Source organism: Pseudomonas grimontii, assembly GCF_007858185.1.
GTDB lineage: Bacteria > Pseudomonadota > Gammaproteobacteria > Pseudomonadales > Pseudomonadaceae > Aquipseudomonas > Aquipseudomonas grimontii.
Genome location: NZ_VFES01000028.1, coordinates 18904 through 39789 on the forward strand (window position 1 = coordinate 18904; position 20886 = coordinate 39789).

A 20886-nucleotide genomic window follows, 5' to 3' on the forward strand; every position below is an offset into this window, starting at 1 on the left:
GGATGTCGCTCCTTTAGTTACTGCCGCCGCTGGTGCGCGTGTAGTTGTAGCCGACCCCGACGGACTTGGTGAACGGGATCAGTTGGTTCATGTAGGTATCCACGCCCTGGATGCGCTCGCCCACGTTGGATTTGGGCACGAACACCACATCGCCGCGTTGCAGGTGCACCGGTTTGCGTCCGTTGGCGCCGGTCTTGAGGAGCTGGCTGAAGTCGAGGAAGTAGGCACGATAGGCGCCCTGGGCATCTTCGCGCAGCAGCGCGACCATGCTTGCATTGCCCGCCGGGCTGACCCCTCCGGCGCCGAGAATCGCCTGTTCCAGGGTGTTGGCCGTGGCAATCTGCACCGCCGTCGGGTTATTCACCGCGCCGCCGACGATCACCGAGTTGCCCGGCGCCTGGTTGATGTTCACCGTCACCCGGGGTTCGCGGTAGGTCGCCGCGAGCGCGTGGGTCAACTGGGTGGCCAGCTCCGATGGCTGGCGCCCGGCAACCGGGATCGGTCCCAGGAACGGGTAGTTGATCTTGCCGTCGGTCTGCACCGTGTACAGCGTCAGCTCGTAGATCGTGCTGACGTTGAACGCCGACAGTGTCGGCATCTCGCCGGCATCGCGGACGATGCGCAACTGGTCGCCGATACGGATGCGTTCCACAGCAGGAGGCAGCTGGGCCAATTGGTCGAGGGCGCGCTTGCCGTCCTCGACGGTGTTGCTGTCCGGCGGCTCGATGCGCGCCGGGGTATTGCAGGCGGCCAGGGCCAGCATGGCCAGGACGAGCACGCTTCGCTGCATCAAGGGGGGCTTCCTGTGGGTCATGCTGCTCACCTCCAATAACCGGGAAACATGCTGATGCGCCGCTTGAGGGCCAGGGGCAGGCGGCGCTCAAGATGGCCCAGGCGGTAGCCGAGCCATTTGAACGCACTGCGCACCAGCACTTCGGGCACGCGGTGCAAGGCGCCGGCTTTGCGCAGGGCCGTGAGTTCGGCCAGCACATAGCGTTTGCCTTCGCCCCCCGCGTCGCCAAAGGCCTGCTTGATCCACGGCTCGCGGCCGTAGAACACGCCAATGTCGAAGTAGCGGTGAAACTCGTCCATGAGTTTGTAATCGTGGGAGTGGTGTACCCGCGCGGTGGCGGCGTAGCGCACCTTGTAGCCCTCGAGCAGCATGCGTGCGGCCACAAAGGCGTCTTCGCTGCCGATCACGTCGGCAGGGAAACCACCCACTGCTTGCAACACGCTGCGCCGGTACACGGAAAACGAGTCGGAGCTGAAGCAGGTCTTGATCCCAAGCTCCGGTGCATCGGCCAGGCTTTTGCTGCGGCTGTGTTCCGGGTAGTTGAAGTACCGCGATTGCGCACCCAGCACACCCGCGTCGGGGTGGGGCAATTGCCGTCCGTAGGCGACGCCGTTGAGTGGGTCCTGCTGCAATTCAGCGAGCAGGTTGGCAAAGGTCTCGGGGGTTGCCGGGATGGCGTCCTGGGTCATCACGATCAGCGCGTCGCCGCCCACCTGTTCGCTGGCCCAGCGCCGAGTGCCGCCGTGGTTGAAGTCATGGGCATCGATCACCTCGACCCGCGCACCGAACGCGCGAAAGCGCGCCACGGTGTCATCGCTGGAGGCGCTGTCCACCACCAGCATCTCGTCAGGTTGCAGGGTTTGCATCTTCAGTGCCGGCAGCAGGCGTGCCAGGTGGCTGGAGGCGTTACGGGTGGGGATGATCAGTGAAGTGCGCATGTCATTTTTTCACCTCGGCAGGCGCGCGGCCGTAGATGTCGTCGAAGCGCACGATGTCGTCTTCGCCCAGGTACTCGCCGCTCTGCACTTCGATCATCACCAGGTCGATGATGCCGGGGTTGGTCAGCCGGTGTTTGTGCCCGGCCGGAATGTAGGTGGACTCGTTGGCGTTGATCAGGAACTCGCGGTCGCCATTGGTGATCTGTGCCGCGCCGCTGACCACCACCCAGTGTTCGCTGCGGTGGTGGTGCATCTGCAACGACAGCGAGGCCAGGGGCTTGACCACGATGCGCTTGATCTTGAAGCGGGTGCTTTCCTCCAGCACGGTGTAGGTGCCCCACGGCCGCGTGACGGTGCGGTGCAGGCTGTACGCCGGATGGTTCTGGCGCTTGAGCTCGGCGACGATGTAGCGCACATCCTGGCTGCGGTGGGCGTCGGCGATCAGCAGCGCGTCGGGGGTGTCGACGATGATCAGGTCGCGCACCCCCACGGCGCCCAGCACGCGCTTGGGTGAGTCGATGTAGCAGTTGTGCACGTCATGCAAAATCGCTTCGCCATTGACCTGGTTACCATGGGCGTCGCTGGGGGTGAGCTGGCGCAGCGCTTCCCAGGAACCGATGTCGCTCCAGCCAATGTCGCAAGGCACCACGGCCACTTGCCTGGACTTTTCCATCAGCGCCACGTCGATGGAAATATCCGGCGCGCTGCCGAACGCATCCGCATCCAGTTCACGTTGGCGCGACGTTGTGTTTTGCAGGCTCTGGCTGTGTTCCAGCGCAGCGCGCGCGGCTTCCAGCACGTCGGGTGCATGGGCGGCCAGTTCGTCCACCAGGGTGCTGGCCTTGAAGCAGAACATGCCGGCGTTCCACAGGTGTTTGCCGCCGTCCAGGTAGGCCTGGGCGGTGACCAGGTCGGGTTTCTCGACGAAGCGTTTGACCCGGTAGCCATGGCTCAGCGGCTCGCCTTGTTCGATATAGCCAAAACCGGTTTCCGGGTGGTCGGGCTGGATGCCGAACGTCACCAGGTAGCCGGCTTCGGCCAAGTCGCGGGCCTGGGTCACGGCCTCGGCGAACGCGACTTCATTGAGGATCAGATGGTCGGCGGGCATCACCAGCAACTGCGCGTCGCCGCCGAAATGCTCCTGCACATGCAGGGCCGCCACGGCGATGGCAGCCGCCGTGTTGCGCCCGAACGGTTCCAGCAGCAGGTCCAGGGGCAGGCGGGATTTGTTCACCCCGCGGTAGTCGTCGAGGGTACGAAACAACAGATCGCGGTTGGTCACCGTGAGCACGCTTTCCACGCCGGGCAGTTTGGCGGCGCGCAGGAAGGTTTTTTGCAGCAGGCTCTGGCCATCGCGCATGCGCATGAAGGGCTTGGGCATGTTCTGCCGGGACACCGGCCACAGTCGGGTGCCCGAACCACCGGAAACAATGCAGGGAATTAATCCGTTGAGGGTATTCATCAATAGACTTCCTTGGTGGAAAGGACGGCCGGGACCGTCATGAAAACGATGTACAGGTCAAACCACACCGACCACTTGGAGATGTACTCCAGGTCGTACTCGACACGTTTCTGGATCTTGAACAGGGTGTCGGTCTCACCCCGGTAACCGTTGATCTGCGCCCAGCCGGTAATCCCCGGCTTCACGCGGTGGCGCGAACTGTACTCGCTCACCGCCACTTCGAAGGGGATACCGGCGGCTTTGGTCGCCGTGGCATGGGGGCGCGGGCCGACCATGGACATGTTGCCCAGCAGCACGTTGAGCAACTGTGGCAGCTCGTCGATGCTGGTCTTGCGGATGATGCGCCCCACCCGGGTGATGCGCGGATCTGCGCGAGTGGTCTGGCGCTCGGCCGTGAAGTCGCTCTGGTCGGTGTACATCGAGCGGAACTTGAACACGCGGATTTCGTTGTCGTTGTAGCCAAAGCGGTTCTGGCGAAACAGTATCGGCCCTTTGGAGTCGAGCTTGATCGCAAGCGCCGTCGCGACCATCACCGGGGCCAGTGCCACCAGCGCCAGGCTGGCCAGCAGCAAATCCTCCAGGCGCTTGATTACCGGCGACCAGCCACGCAACGGCAATTGCGAGGTGTTGAACATCAGGATGCCGCCCACGTCGGTGATGCGGCTATGGCCGTAGCGCAGGGCGGCCATGTCGGGCACCAGCATCACGCTCACCGACATTTGCCGCAGGCGATTGACCAGCCCGTGGATGCGCTGCTCGGCGGCCCAGGGCAGGCAGATCATCACTTGGTTGACCTGCTCGGCGCGGATGAGTTTTTCCAGGTCGCGGGTGTTGCCCAGCAAGGGCAGGTTGCTCAATTCCTTGGGGATCCGCTCGGTGCGATCGTCGATGAAGCCGATCAGGCCGGAGCGGATGTCACCGTTGCGTTGCAGGTGATCGGCGACGTGCATCGCGGTGTCGGTAAAGCCCAGGATCACCGTGCGTTGCAGGTATTTGCCGGCGCGCATCAACTTGCGGTACAGGCGCAGCATCAGCAGGCGCTCAAGGCAGAACAAGCCCAGGCTGGCGACGTACCACGCCACCAGGTTGCGCGGAGTCAATTGCGGGAAAAACTGCAGGATCTGGTACATGAACAACAGGATGCAAAACGCCGCCGACCAGGCCTTGATCTTGGTTTTCAGGCGCAACCGGTTGCTGAACAGTTCTTCGGAATAGATGCCCAGGGCCTGGAACAGAATGATCGTCAGCACCGCGAAAAATACCAGCAGGCCGAGGAAATGACCGCGCAGCTCAGGGGCCATCGGGTCGATGAACATCACCAGGACCAGTGGGGGTAAAATGGCACTCAGGCCATGTATGAACTTGACGAAAACAACAAAGAATTCAACAAAACCGGCGCGCGTTAAAAACAGGCTGTCGACGGACGACTTTTCTCGCATAAGACATCCCTCATTGCACTCCAGAGGCAGTTGTACGGTGAGTGGTTCAATAAAGCAGCGGCGGCTTTAAAGGGCACTTCGAACTGCGGAAACTCTGGGTAATACGCAACTATCAATCCAAATGCATAATCCAGAATTGGCTATTCATTTGAATGGTCTTGCGGGGGTGGCGACTAAAGGCGTGTTCCCTTTATGTGTTAGTCAATTAATTGACAGTGCTGCGGAGAAGGCATTCCAGACAGGTTTATCAGTGATATTATCGGCATTTTATTGACATTCCTTGTCGAGGCATTCGGTGAAGGGGGTGTGTTTTTGAGTGTAGAAATAAATGTGGGATTTTTCCTGTTTAATGGAAAAACCTTTTCGGAAGGCAGTAGGAAAGGGGGACAAGGAGAGGCTGGCAGGGCGCACTAAGTGCCCTGCCAGCGGGACTTTCGCGGGATTAGAAGTTGCCTTTCAAACTCACCGTAAAATTACGCGGCTCGCCATAAAAGTTGCCCCAGGAGGCTGTGCCGACAGTGTTGTAGTAGGTTTTGTCAAACAGGTTGTTGCCATTGAGCGCCACGGTCCAGGTGTCATCCACGCGGTAGGCCAGGCGTGCATTCCACGTCGCGTAACCGGCCTGTTCGAGCTTGATGGTCTGCACGCGATAATTGCTGCTCTGGGCATTGACCCCGGCGCCCACGCTCCATTTCGACAGTGCGCCGTCGAGTGGGTAGTCGCCCCACATGCGCAGCATGTGTCGAGGTACGTAGGTGTTGGACGTGCCGCCCTCCACGGCGCTGTCGATGTTCTTCAGTGACTCGGTCTGGGTGTACGTGTAGCCGCCGAACAGTTGCAGGCGCTCGAGGACTTCACCGCTGATTTCCACCTCCACGCCCTGGGCGCGCACCTTGCCGGTGTCGGTGTAGCAATAGCCGTCGGCGGAGGTCGGGCACTGTGCGATGTAGTCGGATTCGGCCGCGTTTTTCTCGATGGCGCGGAACAGAGCCAGGGAACTGTTGAGACGCCCGTCGAACCATTCGCCCTTGATACCCAGCTCGTAGTTGTCGCCGATCTTGGGCTTGAGCGCGGCGCCGTCGACGGTGGCGTAGGAGCTTTGCGGCTGGAAAATATCCGCGTAGCTGGCGTACACCGACAGGTGCTCGTTGAGGTCGTAGATCAGCGCGGCAAACGGTGTCACTTCACCGGTTTCCCGGGTGCGAGCGTCCTGCAAGGCCCATTCGCCCCACGCCAGGTTGTTGGACTGGCGACGGTTCTCGTACCAGCTTACGCGGCTGCCCACGATAAACATCAACGGCTCGGCCAGGCGCAGGCGCAGGGTGGTGTAGGCGCCATACTGGGTGGCGGTTTCTTTGACCGTGCCGCCGCGATACATATTTGGCCAGAAGGTGCTGTTGGCCGGTTCCGGGAAGTGGTGGTCGGGTTGGTAGATGCCCTGGCGTTTGGGCAGGTTCTGGATCGCGTACACATCGTCCTGGGTACCACGGCTGCCACTCGCACCGAGGATCAGTTCGTGTTCCAGGCCGAAGGCTTCGAACTTGCCGTCTACATAGGCATCGAGGCCGAAGTCCTTGTGGTCGTAGTCCATCAATGCCGCGTAGGAGTTGGCCGTAGGCGTTGGGTTGTCGTAGGCGATGGTGCCTTCGCTGGCGGCGTATTTGGTGTCTTGCAGGTTGCGGCTGTGCACCGCTGCGACCTTGAGTTTCCAGTCATCGTTGAAGTGGTGGGTGAGGTCGGCGAAGAAGGTCGTGCGCCGGCTTTGCCAGTCGTTCCAGGACTGACCCAGGCAGGTGGAGCGGCTGAGGTTGGCGCTTTTGCCGTCGGCGTAGCGCGGCAGGCCGCCCCAGCATGGGCTGGCGTCGACGTCTTCATAGCTGGCGCCGAAACCCAGGGTGGTGTCGGCGCTGAGATCGACATCCAGGGCACCGTAGAACGCCTGGTCCTGGCGCTTGGAAATGTCCATGTAGGAACCGCGATTCTGTTGGCTGATCGCCGCGCGGCCGCGCACCGTACCGCTGTCATTCAGCGGGCCGCCGGTGTCGACGTCGGCGCGGTAGTTGTCCCAGGTGCCGGCGGACAGCGACAGGCTGGTGGTGGGCTTGGCCTGGGGCCGCTTGCGCACGAAGTTCACCGCACCGCTGGCAGTGCCGGCGCCCTTGAGCATGCCGGCGGCTCCCTTGAGCACTTCCACGCGGTCGTAGATCGCCATGTTTGCGCTGAAGCTGTCGGCCTGGACGTAGTCCTTGCCCATGTCCAGGGGCACGCCGTCGTACTGGTACTGGCCGAGCATCTTGAAGCCACGGGAATAGAAATACTTGCCGCCCATGGGCGATTCGTAGGTGGTGATCCCGGGGGTGCGTTCCATTACGTCATCGATGGTGGTGAGGTTTTGGTCATCCATCAATTGGCGGGTTAATACGCTTACCGATTGCGGCGTTTCCCGCAGGCTGTGTTCGCCTTTGCCGATGGTCACCGCACCCGTGGTGTAGGAACCGGTGCCATCGGTGGTGGCGCCCAACCGCTCACCGGTGACCGTGGTGGCGCCCAGGTTCAGCGCGCCGCTGTCGGCCACTTGCGGCAACAGCAGCCAGGTGCTGTCGCCCTGGCGCTGGGCTTGCAGGCCCTGGCCACGCAGCAACTGGCCGAGCGCCTGCTCGCGGTCCAGGCGACCACTCAGGCCCGGACTGGTCTTGCCGGCGACGCTGGTGGCGTCGTACGACAGGCTGATGCCGGCCTGGCGGGCGAACTGGTCCAGTGCCGTGGCCAGGGTGCTGGCGGCGATGTTCCAGTCGCGGGCCTGGGTGTCGCTGGCCGGCGTTTCGGCCCGTGCGAACAGCGGCGCGGCTGCGCAGTTCAGGCAGGCGCCGAGCAAGGCTGCGTGCACCGCGTGCTTGAGGGGTGAACGTTGGGAGGGGAACGCTTGCATGACCGCGGGATGCTCCTGAAGGAAGTGGACAGAACCGGCCTGTTGATCGGCCTTTCCTTACAGGTCGAGCGGCAATGAGAATTCACCTCATTTATTTTTGAGAAATCACACGCGCGGTGAAACGGTCACCCAATAGCGGCTGCGGTAAGTGACGTCGAGCTTGAGTGATTGCGCGACCAGGCCCAGCACTTGATCGGTGTCGTCCAACTGATAAGTGCCTGACACCCGCAACCCGGCCACTGCTTCGCTGCAGCGCAACAGGCCGTTGCGGTAGCGGCCCAGCTCGGTGAGGAAAGCGTCAAGGCGCATGTTGTGGGCGCTGATCACGCCGTCGCTCCAGGCCCAAGGGTCGAGGCCATTGGCGACGGGGGAATGAATGCCACTGCGGTCGAACAGCACCTGTTCGCCCGGGTGAATCACTTGGCGCGCGCTGGCGGCGTGGTTGTCGGCAAACACCGCCACCGTGCCTTGTTGCACAGCGAGCATTGTGCCTTGGGCGTCTTCGCGCACCAGCAAGCGCGTGCCGAGCGCGCGCAGGTAACCGTCGCGGGTCTGTACCCAGAAGGGCCGGTTGTCGGCACCGGTATTGACCAGTATTTCACCCTGGCGCAACTGCACCAGGCGCCGCTCCTGATTGAATGCCGTATCGAATGCGCTGGCGCTGTTAAGTTGGATCCGGCTGCCATCGTTCAACGCCACCCAACGCCGTTCGCCGGTGGCAGTGCGGTAGTCGGCCATCAAGGCGGGCAGCGGGGTGTAGTCGCGGCCGAGCCAGGTCAGGCCGGCCGTACCGGCCACCAGGCCGAGCAATTTCAACCCTTCGCGACGGCTGATACGTTGCCGCGCCCCGCGCAGGGCGTGGCGGCCAACCTGCGCGGGCAACTGGTTGAAATCATCATTCATCGTCGCCACCCGCTTCCAGACCTGCTGGTGTTCGGCGCTGGTGTGCAACCAGCGCTCGAACGCAGCGGTGCTGGCGTCGTCGGCCACATTGAAGCGCAGCGTGATCATCCACTGGATGGCCTGGTCTATCAGGCGCGGGTCAGAGGTCGGCATAGCGCAACCGATAGCAGGCGTGGAGCGCCTTGGACAGGTCGCGCTCCACCGTGGCTTTGGACACGCCCAGGCGCTGGGCGATTTGCGCACAGGTCAGGCCGTCCAGTTGCGCCAGCAGAAAGGCTTCTCGCACTCGCGGCTTGAGCTGGTCGAGCAGACGGTCGATGCGTTCCAGGCTGTCCAGAATCAGCAGTCGGGTTTCTTCCGACGGCACTTCGGCTTGGGGGAAATGCGCAAGGCTTTCGAGGTAGGCGCGCTCCAGTTCGCGGCGCCGGTATTGGTCGATCATCAAGCTGCGGGCGATGCTGCTCAGGTACGCGCGTGGCTGCTGCACGGCCTGCTGTTTGCGTGCGTTGAGCAGGCGCACAAAGGTTTCCTGCGCCAGGTCGGCGGCATGTTCACGGCAACCGGTGCGTCGGCTCAACCAGCCGCGCAGCCAGGAGTGATGGGCGTGGTAAAGCTGGCCGATGGCGGCATGGTCCAGTGGGTGGTCGCTCGACATGGGCATCCTGGCGCAGCAGTCTTAATTGATAATGTTTCGCATTCTAGACGCTGATCGTAGCCATTCGCAATTACCGGGGAGCAATGTATCCAGCACAATTTTTTGTTCACCCCAGGCGCAGGCACTAATCTCCAGGCTTTTCCCGGTGGAAGGCGCGAACATGATCGATCTTGCGACCCTGGCGATTTTTTCAGGTGCGGTGCTGTTGCTGCTGTTATCCCCGGGGCCGAACATGGCCTTTGTGATCAGCCATGGCGTCACCCATGGCTGGCGCGGGGGCGTGGCCTCGGCCTTGGGTATCGGTGTGGCCGACGTGCTGCTCACCGCATTGACCGCTACCGGGGTGACGGCATTGGTCGCCAGTTGGCCGCCATCCTTTGACGTGATCCGCTATGCGGGTGTGGTTTACCTGCTGTGGCTGGTGTTCAAAACAGTGCAGAAAAAACCTGGGCTGGACACTGCACACCTGCACCGCATGCCCCTTGGCCGGGTGTTTGTGCAGGCGATGCTTAACAGCCTGCTCAACCCCAAGGCGTTGCTGTTTTTTGTGGTGTTTTTGCCGCAGTTCGTACGGCCGGAAGCGGGCTCCATCGCCGTGCAGTTGATGCTGTTGGGGGGCGTGCTTACCCTGATCGCGGGGGTGTTTCACGCACTCCTGGGGATTTTTGGTGGTGCGCTGAGCCGCTTCTTCGCCAGTCGCTCAAAAGGCGCCTGGCTACAGAAATGGGGCTTGGCGACGGTGCTGACCGCGCTGGCGGTGCGCTTGGCGGTGATGTCTCGCCCGGCGTGATCCCTCAATGGGATGAGCTTTATGTGGCGAGCAGGCTCGCTCGCCACAGGTATAGGGTCAGCCCAGTCGTGCAGCCGCGCGCGCCACTATCTCACCCCGCGTCTTGCGCGACTCGGCGGTGCGCTTTTGGGCTTCTTCCAGCACATGCGTAGGCGCTGTATCCGGGCTACCCGAATCGAACGGCGGCGCCGGCGCGTATTCAATCTGCAACTGCACCAGTTGCGCCGCCGCTTCGCTGTATAACTCCGCCGCCAGCACCAGCGCAAAGTCGATACCTGCGGTAATGCCGCCACCGGTAAACAGGTTGCCGTCACGCACCACTCGCTCCTGTACCGGGATGGCGCCGAGCGGGGCGAGCATGTCGTGGTAGGCCCAGTGCGTCGTCGCCTTGCGACCGCGCAGCAACCCCGCCGCGCCGAGCACCAGCGAGCCGGTGCACACCGACGTCACGTAGCGCGCGGTCTGCGCCTGGGCCTTGAGGAAGTCCAGGGTCTGCGGGTCTTCCATCAAGGCGCCCACGCCGGAACCGCCGGGCACGCAGATCACATCCAGATTCGGGCAGTCGGCATAGGTCATGGTCGGGGTGAACACCAGGCCCGTGCTGGAGGTGACCGGCGCCAGGTCCTTCCAGACCAGGTGCAGCTTCACATCCGGCAGCGACCCCAATACGTCATAGGGGCCAGTCAGGTCCAGTTGCTGAATGCCGGGGAACAACAGAAAGCCGATCTGCAAAGTCATGAATGAAGCTCCGATCAAGGGGTAGACGGCTTCACTCTAGAGGCCTAGGCTTTGGCGAATACGCCATTGAGCCCACGAATCACGCCAATATGCCCAGAATTGTCCACGTACTCGCTTTCGATAATGCCCAGGTGCTCGACGTCACCGGGCCGTTGCAGGTGTTTGCATCGGCCAATGACCTGGCACGCCAGCGCGGCTTGCCGGTGCCTTACGCCGTCACGGTGATCGCCGACCAGGCCGGACCGGTGATGACCTCCGCCGGCCTGGCGCTGGTGGCCGAGCCGCTGCCCGCGGTCGACCAACCCTGCGACACGTTGGTGATCGCAGGTGGCTGGGGCGTGTACGGCGCCGCCGAAGGCCCGGCGCTGGTGGACTGGGTGCGCGAAAAAGCCCGGCATACCCGACGCATGGCCTCGGTGTGCACAGGCGCGTTTTTGCTGGCGGCCAGTGGCTTGCTCGATGGTTGCCGTGTCGCGACCCACTGGACCCGTTGCGAAGAACTGGCGCGCAAGTTTCCTGCGTTGACCGTGGAGTCCAACCCGATCTTTATCCAACAAGGTGCCGTGTGGACCTCTGCTGGCGTGACCGCCGGTATCGACCTGTGCCTGGCGCTGGTCGAACAAGACCTGGGTCGCGCGGTGGCCCTGGAAGTGGCGCGGCACCTGGTGGTGTTCCTGAAACGCCCTGGCGGCCAGTCGCAATTCAGCGTGACCCTGTCCCTGCAAAAGGGCGGCAGCCGTTTCACCGAACTGCATGCGTGGATGGCCGAGCATCTGAGCCTCGACCTGAATATCCCGACCCTGGCCGCCCAGGCCGGTATGAGCGAGCGCAGTTTCGTGCGCCACTACCGCGCCGAAACCGGGCAGACGCCCGCGCGCGCCGTCGAACTGATCCGCGTTGAAACCGCGCGCCGGCAATTGGCCGACAGCACGGCGTCGATCAAGCGCATTGCCGTGCAGTGTGGTTTTGGCTGCGAAGAAACCTTGCGCCGCAGCTTTATGCGAGTCTTGTCGGTGACGCCCCAGGCCTACCGCGAGCGGTTCTCGCCAGTGGCCTAGGCGAGCAATTCAAACAAGGCGGCGAGTGTGGCTTGCGGCGCTTCCTGGGGAATATTGTGGCCCACGCCGGGCAACACCTGGCGCCGGTAAAAAGCGCTGAAATGCCCCACATCGTCATCCTCTTCCGGCGGTGGGCCCACGCCGTCATCGGCACCGCACAGCGAAATGCTCGGCACCGCAATCGCCGGTTGCCGCGCCAGGGCCTGCTCGATGGCTTCCAGCGCCGGATCGCCAGGTGCATACATGAAACGGTGGCGATAGGAGTGAATCACCACCTCGACAAAATCCGGGTTATCGAACGACGGTGCGGTCTGCCCATACAGCCCCGGCCCCTCGGCCCAGGATGGCGACCACAAAGACCAGAGCAACTCACAGAGTTCGCGGCGATTGGCCGTCAGCCCATCCACACCGCGCTGGGTGTGAAAGTAGAACTGGTACCACAACCGATGCTCCGTCGCTGGCGCCCGTGGCGAGAGCGACCTGGCAATGTCCTGGATGTTATAGCCATCGCCGGTCACCAGCCCGCGCACCCGTTCGGGCCACAGCGCCGCGACGATACACGCAGCACGTCCACCCCAGTCATACCCCGCCAATGTGGCACGCGGGATCGACAGCGCATCCATGAAATCCAGCAGATCCTTGCCCAGCGCCGCCTGTTGGCCGGAACGCATCACCTGCGCGTCGATAAACCGCGTAGGGCCATAACCGCGCAGGTACGGCACCAGCACCCGGTAGCCGCGTTCGGCCAGCGCTGGCGCGATCTCGTCATAGCCGCGTGGGTCGTAAGGGAAGCCATGCAGCAGGATCACAGGCTCGCCGTCGGTGGGGCCGTGGGCTTCATAAGCCACGTCGAGCATGGAGGTGCGCACGTAGAGCAGGGAGGGAACGATGGTCATGATGGGCTCCTGTCAGGTGTTGAAACTCTAGTCGAAAGACGTGACGGGATGCCCTGCCTTTGAAGACAGGGCGCTGACGTGTCCAGGGCAATGGACTGGATCTCAGGGCTGCCAGGTAGTCTTCTCCCCACTGAGCTTGCGGTCCAGGAAGGTCGCCGCGCTGATCAACGCCAGATGGCTCAACGCCTGGGGCGTATTGCCCAGGTGGCGGGCCTGGCTGTCGAACTCTTCGGCGTACAGACCCAGCGGGTTGGCGTAGCGCAGCAGTTGTTCGAATTCCAGGTGGGCCTTCTCGACTTGCCCGGCGCGGGCCAGGCATTCGACGTACCAGAACGAGCAGGCGGCAAACGCGCCTTCGGTGCCTGGCAGGCCGTCGATCGCGTTGTCGTCGTTGCGGTAGCGGTAGACCATGCCGTCGCGCACCAGGCTTTTCTGGATCGCCTCAAGCGTGCTCAGCCAGCGTGGGTCGGTGGCGGCGACAAAGCGTACCAGCGGCATCAGCAGCATCGAACCGTCCAGCGCGGTGCTGCCGGTATGCTGCACAAAATGCCCGCGCTCTTCGTTCCAGAAGTTGCTCCAGATGTCGGCGTAGATCGCCTGGCGTGTCTGGTCCCAGCGTGCAAACGGCGCCGGCAACGAGCGCTTGGAGGCCAGGCGGATCGCACGGTCCAGGGCCACCCAGCACATCAGTCGCGAATGCAGGAAGTGATGCTGCTCGCCGCGCATCTCCCAGATGCCCACGTCTTTCTGGTTCCAGATTTCGCAGACCTGGTCGGCGACTTCCACCGTGTGTTTCCAGCCCTCGTGGGAGATGGCTTCGCCGTACTTGTTGACCAGGTAGACCGCGTCCATCAACTCGCCATAAATATCCAGCTGGACTTGGTCGACCGCGCCATTGCCGACGCGCACCGGCTTGGCACCGCCGTGGCCGCCGAGGTGCTCCAGCTCGGTTTCCGGCAGCTCCTGGCGGCCGTCGATGCCGTACAGGATATTGATCTTGGTCGGCTGGCCACAGCAATCGCTGACCCGGCCCTTGAGCCAACGCATATAGGCGTTGGCCTCCTCGACAAAGCCCAGGCGCATAAAGGCGTAGACGGTAAACGAGGCGTCGCGGATCCAGGTGTAGCGGTAATCCCAGTTGCGTTCGCCCGCGGGCGTTTCCGGCAAGCCGAAGGTGGCGGCGGCGATGATTGCGCCGTGTTTGCGCGAGGTCAGCAGTTTGAGGGCCAGGGCCGAGCGGTTGACCATTTCGCGCCAGCGCCCGCGGTAGTTCGACTGCGCGATCCAGCCGCGCCAGAACGTCAAGGTGTGGGCCAGCGCCAGGTCGGTGCAGCCACTGTCGACACGTTCATCGTCCTGGCCGCCGAGTACGAACTCGGCACCTTCTTCCTGATCCAGGGTGAAGCGGGCCACGGCGGCGTTATCTTCGATCTGCAACGGCTGGCTGCCGGACAGGCGCAGGCCCGGCTGGCCGTCGGCGTTGAAGCACACCGTGCCGTCATCGATGCTCGCGTGGGTGGGCGCGCGTGCATAGTCATGGCGTACGGCGCAGCGCAGGTGAAGGGTGGCCTTGCCGCTGACCACGCGTACGCGGCGAATCAGCAAGGGCAGGTCATCGATTTCTTCGCTGATGGCCAGCAGGTCAGTGATTTCCACCACGGCTTCATCGCTGAGCCAGCGGGTTTGCAGCACATTGGTGTCGGGCAGGTAGATCTGTTCGCGGCGGGCGTTGGGCAAGTTCGGGGTGAGCTGGAAAATACCGGCATCGGGGGTGTCCAGCAGCGAGCAGAAGATCGACGGGCTGTCGAATTCCGGCCAGCAGAAGAAATCGATGCTGCCTTTATCGTTCACCAGCGCCGCGCTGCGCATGTCGCCGATGATGCCGTGGGCATCGATGGCGCTTTGGGGTTCGTTTTTCAAATCAACCATTGTCACGAAACTCCGGGTAAAGGCTCATGCCGCCATCAATGAACAGGGTGCTGCCGACTACGTAATCCGAGGCATCACTAGCCAGCCACACCACGGCGTTGGCCACGTCTTCCACGTCGCCGACCCGGCCATAAGGGATCAACTTGAGCAGCGCCTGTTCCGCCGCGCCTTCGGTGGCGGCACGGTTGATTGCCGTACGAATCGCCCCCGGCGCAATGCCGTTGATGCGAATGCGCTGTTCACTGACTTCCTGGGCGAGGGTGCGCATCAGCATGTCCACGCCGCCCTTGGACGCCGCGTAATTCACATGCCCGGCCCATGGGATCAACTGGTGCACCGAGCTCATGTGGATGATTTTGCCGGCCGCACGGGATACGCCTTCACGAATGCCCTGGCGCTTGAAGAGGCGCACGGCCGCACGGGCACAGAGGAACTGGCCCGTGAGGTTGACGCCGATCACGGCGTTCCAGTCGTCGAGGGTCATGTCGACCACGGCGGCGTCCTTCTGCATACCGGAGTTGGCCACCAGGATGTCCAAGTGGCCGAAGGCATCCAGGGTCTGGGCGAACAAGCGTTCTACATCGGCTTCTTTAGACACGTCGGCGCCGATGGCAATCGCTCGGCCACCCTCGGCGTTGATCTGCTCCGCCAAGGCCTCGGCGGGCGCGGCCTGGCTGTTGTAATTGAGCACCACCGCAGCGCCGGCTTGCGCCAGAGCCTTGGCCGCACCGGCGCCTATACCGGAACTGGCGCCCGTCACCAGCGCCACCTGTTGCTCCAATGAGATACGCATTGCCCACCCGGCCTTAAATTCGTGAGTTCAAGTAGCTGACTGACGGCGCGCAACGGAAGTTCAGCCAGGTGAAATTAGCGACTACAACCATGGTGGAAAATGGAATAACAGAAGAATAAAAAATAACCATAAGATACTAAAAAACCGCTAAAAATCGTTTGACAGGTTTTTTTGCCCCGTGTCTTATAAGCACATCTCAACCCGTTCCGCTGGTAGTTCGTAAGTCATGCGGAGTCACCTATAAGAGATGCCTATGTGTTTATCGGCAGCTATAGGGGAACTACCAGAGCAGGGAGCTACGACGTTGCCTAAGTTAGTTATTTTCGATTGCGACGGTGTACTCGTCCAAAGCGAAGAGATCACCCTGTCTGTATTGATCGGCATGCTTAATGCTCACGTGCAGGACGGCAAGACACTTGATAGTGCGCATTTCATTGAGCACTTTCGCGGAAGAAAGATTGCCGATTGTCTGCGCGAGGCAGAGCAGTTATTGGGTACTTGTTTGCCCCGTGAGTTTGAACAGGACTTCCGAATTCGAGCGCTGCAAGCATTGACGCTTAATGTGAAAGCGACGGATGGAATACTTGACGTATTGGAAGTGCTGGAAATTCCCTATTGCGTAGCCTCGAGTGCGCCACGCAATAAGATCGAGCAGTGTCTGCGCCTGGTGGGGTTGTTGCCCTATTTCGAGGGGCGAATATTCAGTTGTTATGAGTTGGGGCGTTGGAAGCCCGATCCTCTGGTGTTTTTAACGGCGTGTGAAACTTACAACGTTGAGCCCTGTGATGCGCTGGTGATTGAAGACAGTGTCACCGGGATTCAAGCCGCTGTTGCAGCCACTATAAAAGTTTTGGGTTTTGGTCCGGTGTCTCGACATCGAATATTGGCCGAAGCCGGCGCGTTACCTTTTGCCGATATGCGTGAGTTACCGACCCTTATTGATAAAGTTACTCAAGGAGCAAGTGTTGTGGGCACACTGGGTTATATAGAGCGACTTAAACGCAATGATGCCGGTTCGGAAGTGTGGTGGGATTCGTCGCCCGTGGTGTACGCGCCGTATAAAAAACATTTGTTGGATAAGTACCCGGCAGCCGCCGCCCATATCGAACAGTTGATGCCGCAGGATTTCTCCCTGCCCTGGGGCTTCAGCAGTGTGACCACCAACCCCCGGCTGGTGACGGCGGCGATCCTCGATAAGAAAGAGTACTGGTCGTCGCGTTTTAATCTGGCGAGCCTGTCTCCCGGGGAATTGCGCAAGCAACTCTACAACGAAGTGATTGCAGAAGGCGCCTCGACGCTCAAGCCGCTGTGGGTCCAATCGGCTCAGGCCGACGGCTGGATCTGCGCCCAGGTCGACCCGTCGGATGTGCGGTGCAGCGAGCGCATGACCGCGCGAGGCGTGGAACTGCATCGCCTGGCGGCAAATGTGATGGTGAAAGTGCCGGGCAGCCTGGAGGGTTTCGCGACGATTGAGCACCTGGTGGCCCAAGGCGTTTCGATCAACATCACGTTCTGCTTCACCGTTTCGCAGTTCCAGGCCGGTATCCAGGCAATAGAGCGGGGCATTGCCAGCGCGCGCCGCAACGGTGTCGACACTTGCCGTTGCAAGTACGTGATCACCTTTATGATCGGGCGTTTTTCCTGCCAACCCGAGTTCGCCTTGCAGGCCGCCGAGCGTGGCCTGGCGCTGGGCCCGGAGGACATGCGTTGGGCCGAGCTGATGATTTACCAGCAGATACAGGCCCTGGTCGCGGCCTCGAAGGTCCCGGTCAAAACCCTGCTTTCCAGTATCAAAGTCGACGTTGACGAACGTGGCCACAAGCACTGCTGGCACCTGGAAAAAACCGGGCTGACCACCACGTGCTACACGCTGACGCCGGATGTGGTGGAGTTTCTGATCGAGCGTGAAAGCCACGGTAAACCCGTGGCACCCGCCCGCGAGCCCCAGCAGGCGCCGGCTGAGACGTTCGCCAGGCTCATCCGCATTCCGTATTTCTGCGAAGCCTATTTCATCGACAGCATCGAGCCCTACGACTTTGGCAATCATGAGGCGTTTATCAACGCCTGCAACGAAGCCAACAGTGCGCATCGGCGCCTGACCGATTACTGCGTGCGCCTGTGTCCGGTGGCGAAGCCTTTCGCACGCTCGCTCAATGCCATCCTGGCCGCTGAATACGGGGTGCTGGCATGAACAAGATGGTCGGGTTATGGGCGCACCCGCGTTCCCGTTCCACGGTGTTGGAGCGTGTGTTTATCGAGCGGGGGGATTTTGAGGTGTTCCACGAGCCGTTTGCGCATATGGCGTTTTCCGCAGATTCAGTGATTCCTTCGGATGAGTGGGATCACAGTTTTCCCACTACGTATCAAGGCATAAAAGAGCAACTGATCAAGGCCCGGGAAAGTGCCAATGTCTTTCACAAAGACATGTGCTACCACTGCCTGGATAACTTGAAAGTTGACCGCGACTTCCTGGCGCAACAACACAATATTTTTATTATTCGCGAGCCCGCCAGCAGCATTGTTTCCCATCATCGGGTACATCCCGATATGCCCGTGCAGGCCATCGGGCATAAAGCCTTGTACGAGATTTTTTGTGTGGTGACCAAACTTATCGGAAAAGTGCCTTATGTGATTAATGCCGATGACCTTGCCGCTGAGCCGGAGCGTGTCATTCGTAAACTGTGTGACTACTTGCAGATTGAATTTTTGCCCCACGCCATGACATGGAAACGCGAATGCCCACCTCAGTGGAAAACCTGGAGGAGTTGGCATGTGGCGGCGCAGAACAGTGAATGCATTACTTCGCCGGATAAACCGCGTATCGACATGGAGGCTTTCGATCAGTCGCCGAAATTAAAAGCCTTTTACGAATACCATCGACCTTTCTACGCGCGCATGAATGAATTTTGCCAATAAGGATTGTTGTATGAAAAAGTTGATTGTCACCGGCGCGGCCAATGGAATTGGTCGGGCTACCGTGGAAAAGGCTATCCAGGCAGGTTATTTCGTTATCGGTGCCGACAAGGATGCTGAAGGCATACGTGCGTTGCAGCGTGCTTACACGGCGGATGTATTGGAAGCGCATGTCGCGGACTTTTCGGATAATGCGGTGATCAAGGGTTTTATACCTGCACTGTACGAGCGCCACGTAACGATTCATGCGTTAGTGAATAACGCCGGCATTTACCACGGCAAAAGCGTCTACGCCTATTCCGATGCAGAAGTGGACGAAATCCTGACGGTGAACCTCAAGGCACTGGTTTATCTCTCCAAAGACTTCGCCGAACGGGAAATGCAACACGAGGCGCCGCGCAGCATCGTCAATATCGCTTCTGTGGCCGGCGAAGTGGGCAGCTGCGATGCCTTGTACGGCGCCACCAAGGCGGCGGTGATCGGCCTGACCAAAGCCAATGCCTGGAATTTCGCGCCGTTCGTGCGGGTTAACGCGGTGTCGCCGGCGCTGATCCATGACACCGCCATCTACGACACCATCCCTGAATACCGCCGCGCCGAGTACGCGCGCCAGGAAATCCTCAAGGATCCGATCCTGCCCGGCGGCGTTGCCGAGGTCATTTTGCTGGTGATCAGCGATGCCATGCGTCATATCACCGGCAAGGTCATTCCGGTGGACAACGGAGCCTACCCACGATGAGCCCGTCAGCCCGCAAAAAGAAACTGCTGCTGGTGGGCGCAGGCAACCTGTGCCTGCAGATCCTGAAGATTCTCGGGCCGAAAAATGCCTTTGAATTCGTGGTGCTGGGACGCAATGAAGACGCGACCTTGCGGCTGTGCAACCTGGTGGCACTGTCGTGTGCACAGTTGGGGCACGACATCGCGATCAAGCCGGTGATCGCTGACCTCACCGATATCGGCCGGGTGACCCAGGTGCTGCGTGCAGAGGCGCCGGACCTGGTGGTGAACTGCGCGTCGTTGCAGTCGTGGCGGGTGATCACCGGATTGCCCAAGCTCTCGTTCGAGCAGCTCGACCAGGCGCAGTTCGGCCCCTGGCTCCCCATGCACCTGACGCTGATGCATCACTTGATGCAGGCGGTAAAAGCTTCCGGCATCGTGACCCGGACGGTCAATGCGGCCTTTCCCGATGCGGTCAACCCGATCCTGGCCAGGGTCGGTCTGGCGCCGGATATTGGCGTTGGCAATGTGGCCAACCTGATCCCGGCGGTGCGTTTTTCCATTGCGCGGTTGCTGGAGTGTGCGCCTGCCGATGTGCAGGTGCGCCTGTATGCCCAGCACTATTTCAGCCACTACGTGCCGCGCGGCGGCTTGCCCCCGCGTGCCAGTTACCGCTTGTTGTATGAGATTCGTGACCGTCCGGCCGTGACCCGCCTGCCGGCCGAAGCGATTTTTTCCACGGTTAAATCCGAGTTCCGCCGCCTGGGCGGTGTCGATGGGCAGTTCCTCACGGCGTGCTCGGCCGTCACCGTGATCGAAGGGCTGTTTTCGCCCACGCCGGTGCGGGTGCACGCGCCCGGCCCGCTGGGGTTGCCGGGCGGGTATCCGGTGTGGTTGCAGGAGGGGCGGATCAACGTGCAGTTCAGCGCAGACTGCCCCCAGGACGAAGCGGTGCGCATCAATACCATCTGCCAGAGCCAGGATGGCATCGATGAAATTCATTGCGATGGCTCGGTCACCTACAACCCGCAATGCATGGCCGTGATGCAGGCGATGCTGGGGTACTCGAAGAAAACCATGTCGATCGAACAGTCCGCCGAGTTCGCGCACGAGCTGTCGAGCAAATACCTGTCTTTCAAACATTCAACCTGGTAGGTGTGTGATGAATCAGATGTCGGGGCACAAGCACAGCGAAGTCGCCAGTTACGCCACGCAATACTCAAAAAAATTCGTTGAACGCTGGGACGACTTAATCGATTGGGACAAAAGAAAGGCGGGGGAGAACGGGTTCTTTGAAAACCTGCTGAAGCAGCACGGCGTGAAGTCGGTGATCGACGTCTCCACGGGCAGTGGTTTTCATGCGGTCCAGCTTAAACAGGCGGGGTTCGATGTCGTCGCCACGGACGGCAGCAGCACGATGTTGACCAAGGCCCGGGAGAATTTTCGGCAACGCGGGTTGACGATCGAATCGCACTACAGGGACTGGCAGTCCCTCGATCCCGCCGAACTGGGGCGCTTCGATGCGGTGGTGTGCCTGGGCAGTTCGCTGTGCCATGTGTTTGCAGCCCATGAACGGTTGGAGGTGCTGGAGAAATTCAGGGCATTGCTCAATCCGGGCGGTTTGCTGATTGTGGATCAACGTAACTTCTTTGCCATTCGCGCAGGCAAGTTCAAATCCAGCGGTAATTACTATTACTGCGGTACGCACGCATCCGTCGGCTTGGGGCAGGTCGATGAACACGTGTGTGAGTTCATCTACTCGTTTGATAACGCCGAGCAGTACCGGTTGCAGGTCTATCCGCTGTTGCCGGGCGAGTTGAAGGGGGAGGTGCTCAAATCCGGATTTTCCACCCATGAGAGTTACGGTGATTTCCAGCGTGACTACGACATGATGAATTGTGATTTTGTCATCCACACGGCGCGTGCCGTTTAA

18 protein-coding genes and 1 pseudogene are annotated in these 20886 nt (G+C 61.1%); 8 read left to right on the forward strand and 11 right to left on the reverse strand.

The genetic code is table 11. The features are described 5' to 3' along the window. Positions 1–13 precede the first annotated feature (13 nt). The 7 genes from FIV39_RS29015 to FIV39_RS29045 all read right to left on the reverse strand — a co-directional run bounded on the left by FIV39_RS29015 (position 14) and on the right by FIV39_RS29045 (position 9119). Positions 14–790 (reverse strand): polysaccharide biosynthesis/export family protein, encoded by a 777-nt coding sequence (locus FIV39_RS29015; protein WP_090402058.1) that lies wholly within the window; start codon positions 788–790, stop codon positions 14–16. Positions 791–819: 29 nt separating this feature from the next. Beyond that, the gene (locus FIV39_RS29020; RefSeq protein ID WP_090402060.1) at positions 820–1731 is read right to left on the reverse strand and encodes a glycosyltransferase family 2 protein; all 912 of its coding nucleotides are present in this window, start codon (positions 1729–1731) and stop codon (positions 820–822) included. Position 1732: 1 nt separating this feature from the next. Continuing rightward, positions 1733–3193, reverse strand: a complete 1461-nt coding sequence (locus FIV39_RS29025; RefSeq protein ID WP_090402062.1) for a mannose-1-phosphate guanylyltransferase/mannose-6-phosphate isomerase — start codon at positions 3191–3193, stop codon at positions 1733–1735. Then, complete coding sequence (locus FIV39_RS29030; RefSeq protein ID WP_090402064.1) at positions 3193–4632, reverse strand: undecaprenyl-phosphate glucose phosphotransferase; 1440 nt, start codon at positions 4630–4632, stop codon at positions 3193–3195. Before FIV39_RS29030 ends, FIV39_RS29025 begins: the two co-directional genes overlap by 1 nt. Positions 4633–5074: 442 nt before the next feature. Then, positions 5075–7561 carry a TonB-dependent siderophore receptor gene (locus FIV39_RS29035; protein ID WP_090402066.1) on the reverse strand — a complete coding sequence of 829 codons (2487 nt, stop codon included), beginning with the start codon at positions 7559–7561 and terminating at the stop codon, positions 5075–5077. A 105-nt stretch (positions 7562–7666) separates the two neighbouring features. Next, positions 7667–8617, reverse strand: a complete 951-nt coding sequence (locus FIV39_RS29040; RefSeq protein WP_090402068.1) for a FecR domain-containing protein — start codon at positions 8615–8617, stop codon at positions 7667–7669. Continuing rightward, positions 8604–9119, reverse strand: a complete 516-nt coding sequence (locus FIV39_RS29045; RefSeq protein ID WP_090402070.1) for a sigma-70 family RNA polymerase sigma factor — start codon at positions 9117–9119, stop codon at positions 8604–8606. Before FIV39_RS29045 ends, FIV39_RS29040 begins: the two co-directional genes overlap by 14 nt. Positions 9120–9279: 160 nt before the next feature. Here FIV39_RS29045 and FIV39_RS29050 point away from each other — a divergent pair, with 160 nt between their 5' ends. Then, complete coding sequence (locus FIV39_RS29050; protein WP_090402072.1) at positions 9280–9909, forward strand: LysE family translocator; 630 nt, start codon at positions 9280–9282, stop codon at positions 9907–9909. A 57-nt stretch (positions 9910–9966) separates the two neighbouring features. Here FIV39_RS29050 and inhA read toward each other — a convergent pair whose 3' ends face one another. After that, complete coding sequence (gene inhA / locus FIV39_RS29055) at positions 9967–10647, reverse strand: isonitrile hydratase (protein WP_090402074.1); 681 nt, start codon at positions 10645–10647, stop codon at positions 9967–9969. Between the two features lie 89 nt (positions 10648–10736). Between inhA and FIV39_RS29060 the strand changes: the two genes are divergently transcribed. Continuing rightward, entirely contained in the window at positions 10737–11705 is a 969-nt protein-coding gene (locus tag FIV39_RS29060) for a GlxA family transcriptional regulator (RefSeq protein ID WP_090402076.1), read from the forward strand. On the opposite strand, the gene FIV39_RS29065 is transcribed toward FIV39_RS29060, so the two are convergent. From FIV39_RS29065 to FIV39_RS29075, 3 genes are all read right to left on the reverse strand, one after another. Continuing rightward, positions 11702–12601, reverse strand: coding sequence for an alpha/beta fold hydrolase (locus tag FIV39_RS29065; protein WP_090402078.1), 900 nt, complete (start codon positions 12599–12601; stop codon positions 11702–11704). The genes FIV39_RS29060 and FIV39_RS29065 overlap by 4 nt on opposite strands. A 102-nt stretch (positions 12602–12703) precedes the next feature. Further along, positions 12704–14530 carry a glycoside hydrolase family 15 protein gene (locus tag FIV39_RS29070; protein ID WP_090402080.1) on the reverse strand — a complete coding sequence of 609 codons (1827 nt, stop codon included), beginning with the start codon at positions 14528–14530 and terminating at the stop codon, positions 12704–12706. After that, positions 14523–15323, reverse strand: coding sequence for a glucose 1-dehydrogenase (locus tag FIV39_RS29075; RefSeq protein ID WP_090402082.1), 801 nt, complete (start codon positions 15321–15323; stop codon positions 14523–14525). The genes FIV39_RS29070 and FIV39_RS29075 overlap by 8 nt, the downstream gene beginning before the upstream one ends. Positions 15324–15576: 253 nt before the next feature. On the opposite strand from FIV39_RS29075, the pseudogene FIV39_RS33780 reads away from it, so the two are divergent. From FIV39_RS33780 to FIV39_RS29105, 6 genes and pseudogenes are all read left to right on the forward strand, one after another. Continuing rightward, a pseudogene (locus tag FIV39_RS33780) lies at positions 15577–16167 on the forward strand (HAD family hydrolase); the annotation flags it as partial. A 123-nt stretch (positions 16168–16290) separates the two neighbouring features. Continuing rightward, positions 16291–17514: a transaldolase family protein gene (locus FIV39_RS33785; RefSeq protein ID WP_090409872.1), complete on the forward strand. Its 1224-nt coding sequence runs from the start codon at positions 16291–16293 to the stop codon at positions 17512–17514. After that, complete coding sequence (locus FIV39_RS29090) at positions 17511–18239, forward strand: sulfotransferase-like domain-containing protein (RefSeq protein ID WP_090402084.1); 729 nt, start codon at positions 17511–17513, stop codon at positions 18237–18239. The genes FIV39_RS33785 and FIV39_RS29090 overlap by 4 nt, the downstream gene beginning before the upstream one ends. Before the next feature lie 10 nt (positions 18240–18249). After that, the gene (locus FIV39_RS29095) at positions 18250–18975 is read left to right on the forward strand and encodes an SDR family NAD(P)-dependent oxidoreductase (protein WP_090402086.1); all 726 of its coding nucleotides are present in this window, start codon (positions 18250–18252) and stop codon (positions 18973–18975) included. Continuing rightward, positions 18972–20108 (forward strand): nucleoside-diphosphate sugar epimerase/dehydratase, encoded by a 1137-nt coding sequence (locus FIV39_RS29100; RefSeq protein ID WP_090402088.1) that lies wholly within the window; start codon positions 18972–18974, stop codon positions 20106–20108. Before FIV39_RS29095 ends, FIV39_RS29100 begins: the two co-directional genes overlap by 4 nt. Positions 20109–20115: 7 nt before the next feature. Beyond that, on the forward strand, positions 20116–20886 hold the full coding sequence (locus FIV39_RS29105) for a class I SAM-dependent methyltransferase (protein WP_090402090.1): 771 nt from the start codon (positions 20116–20118) through the stop codon (positions 20884–20886).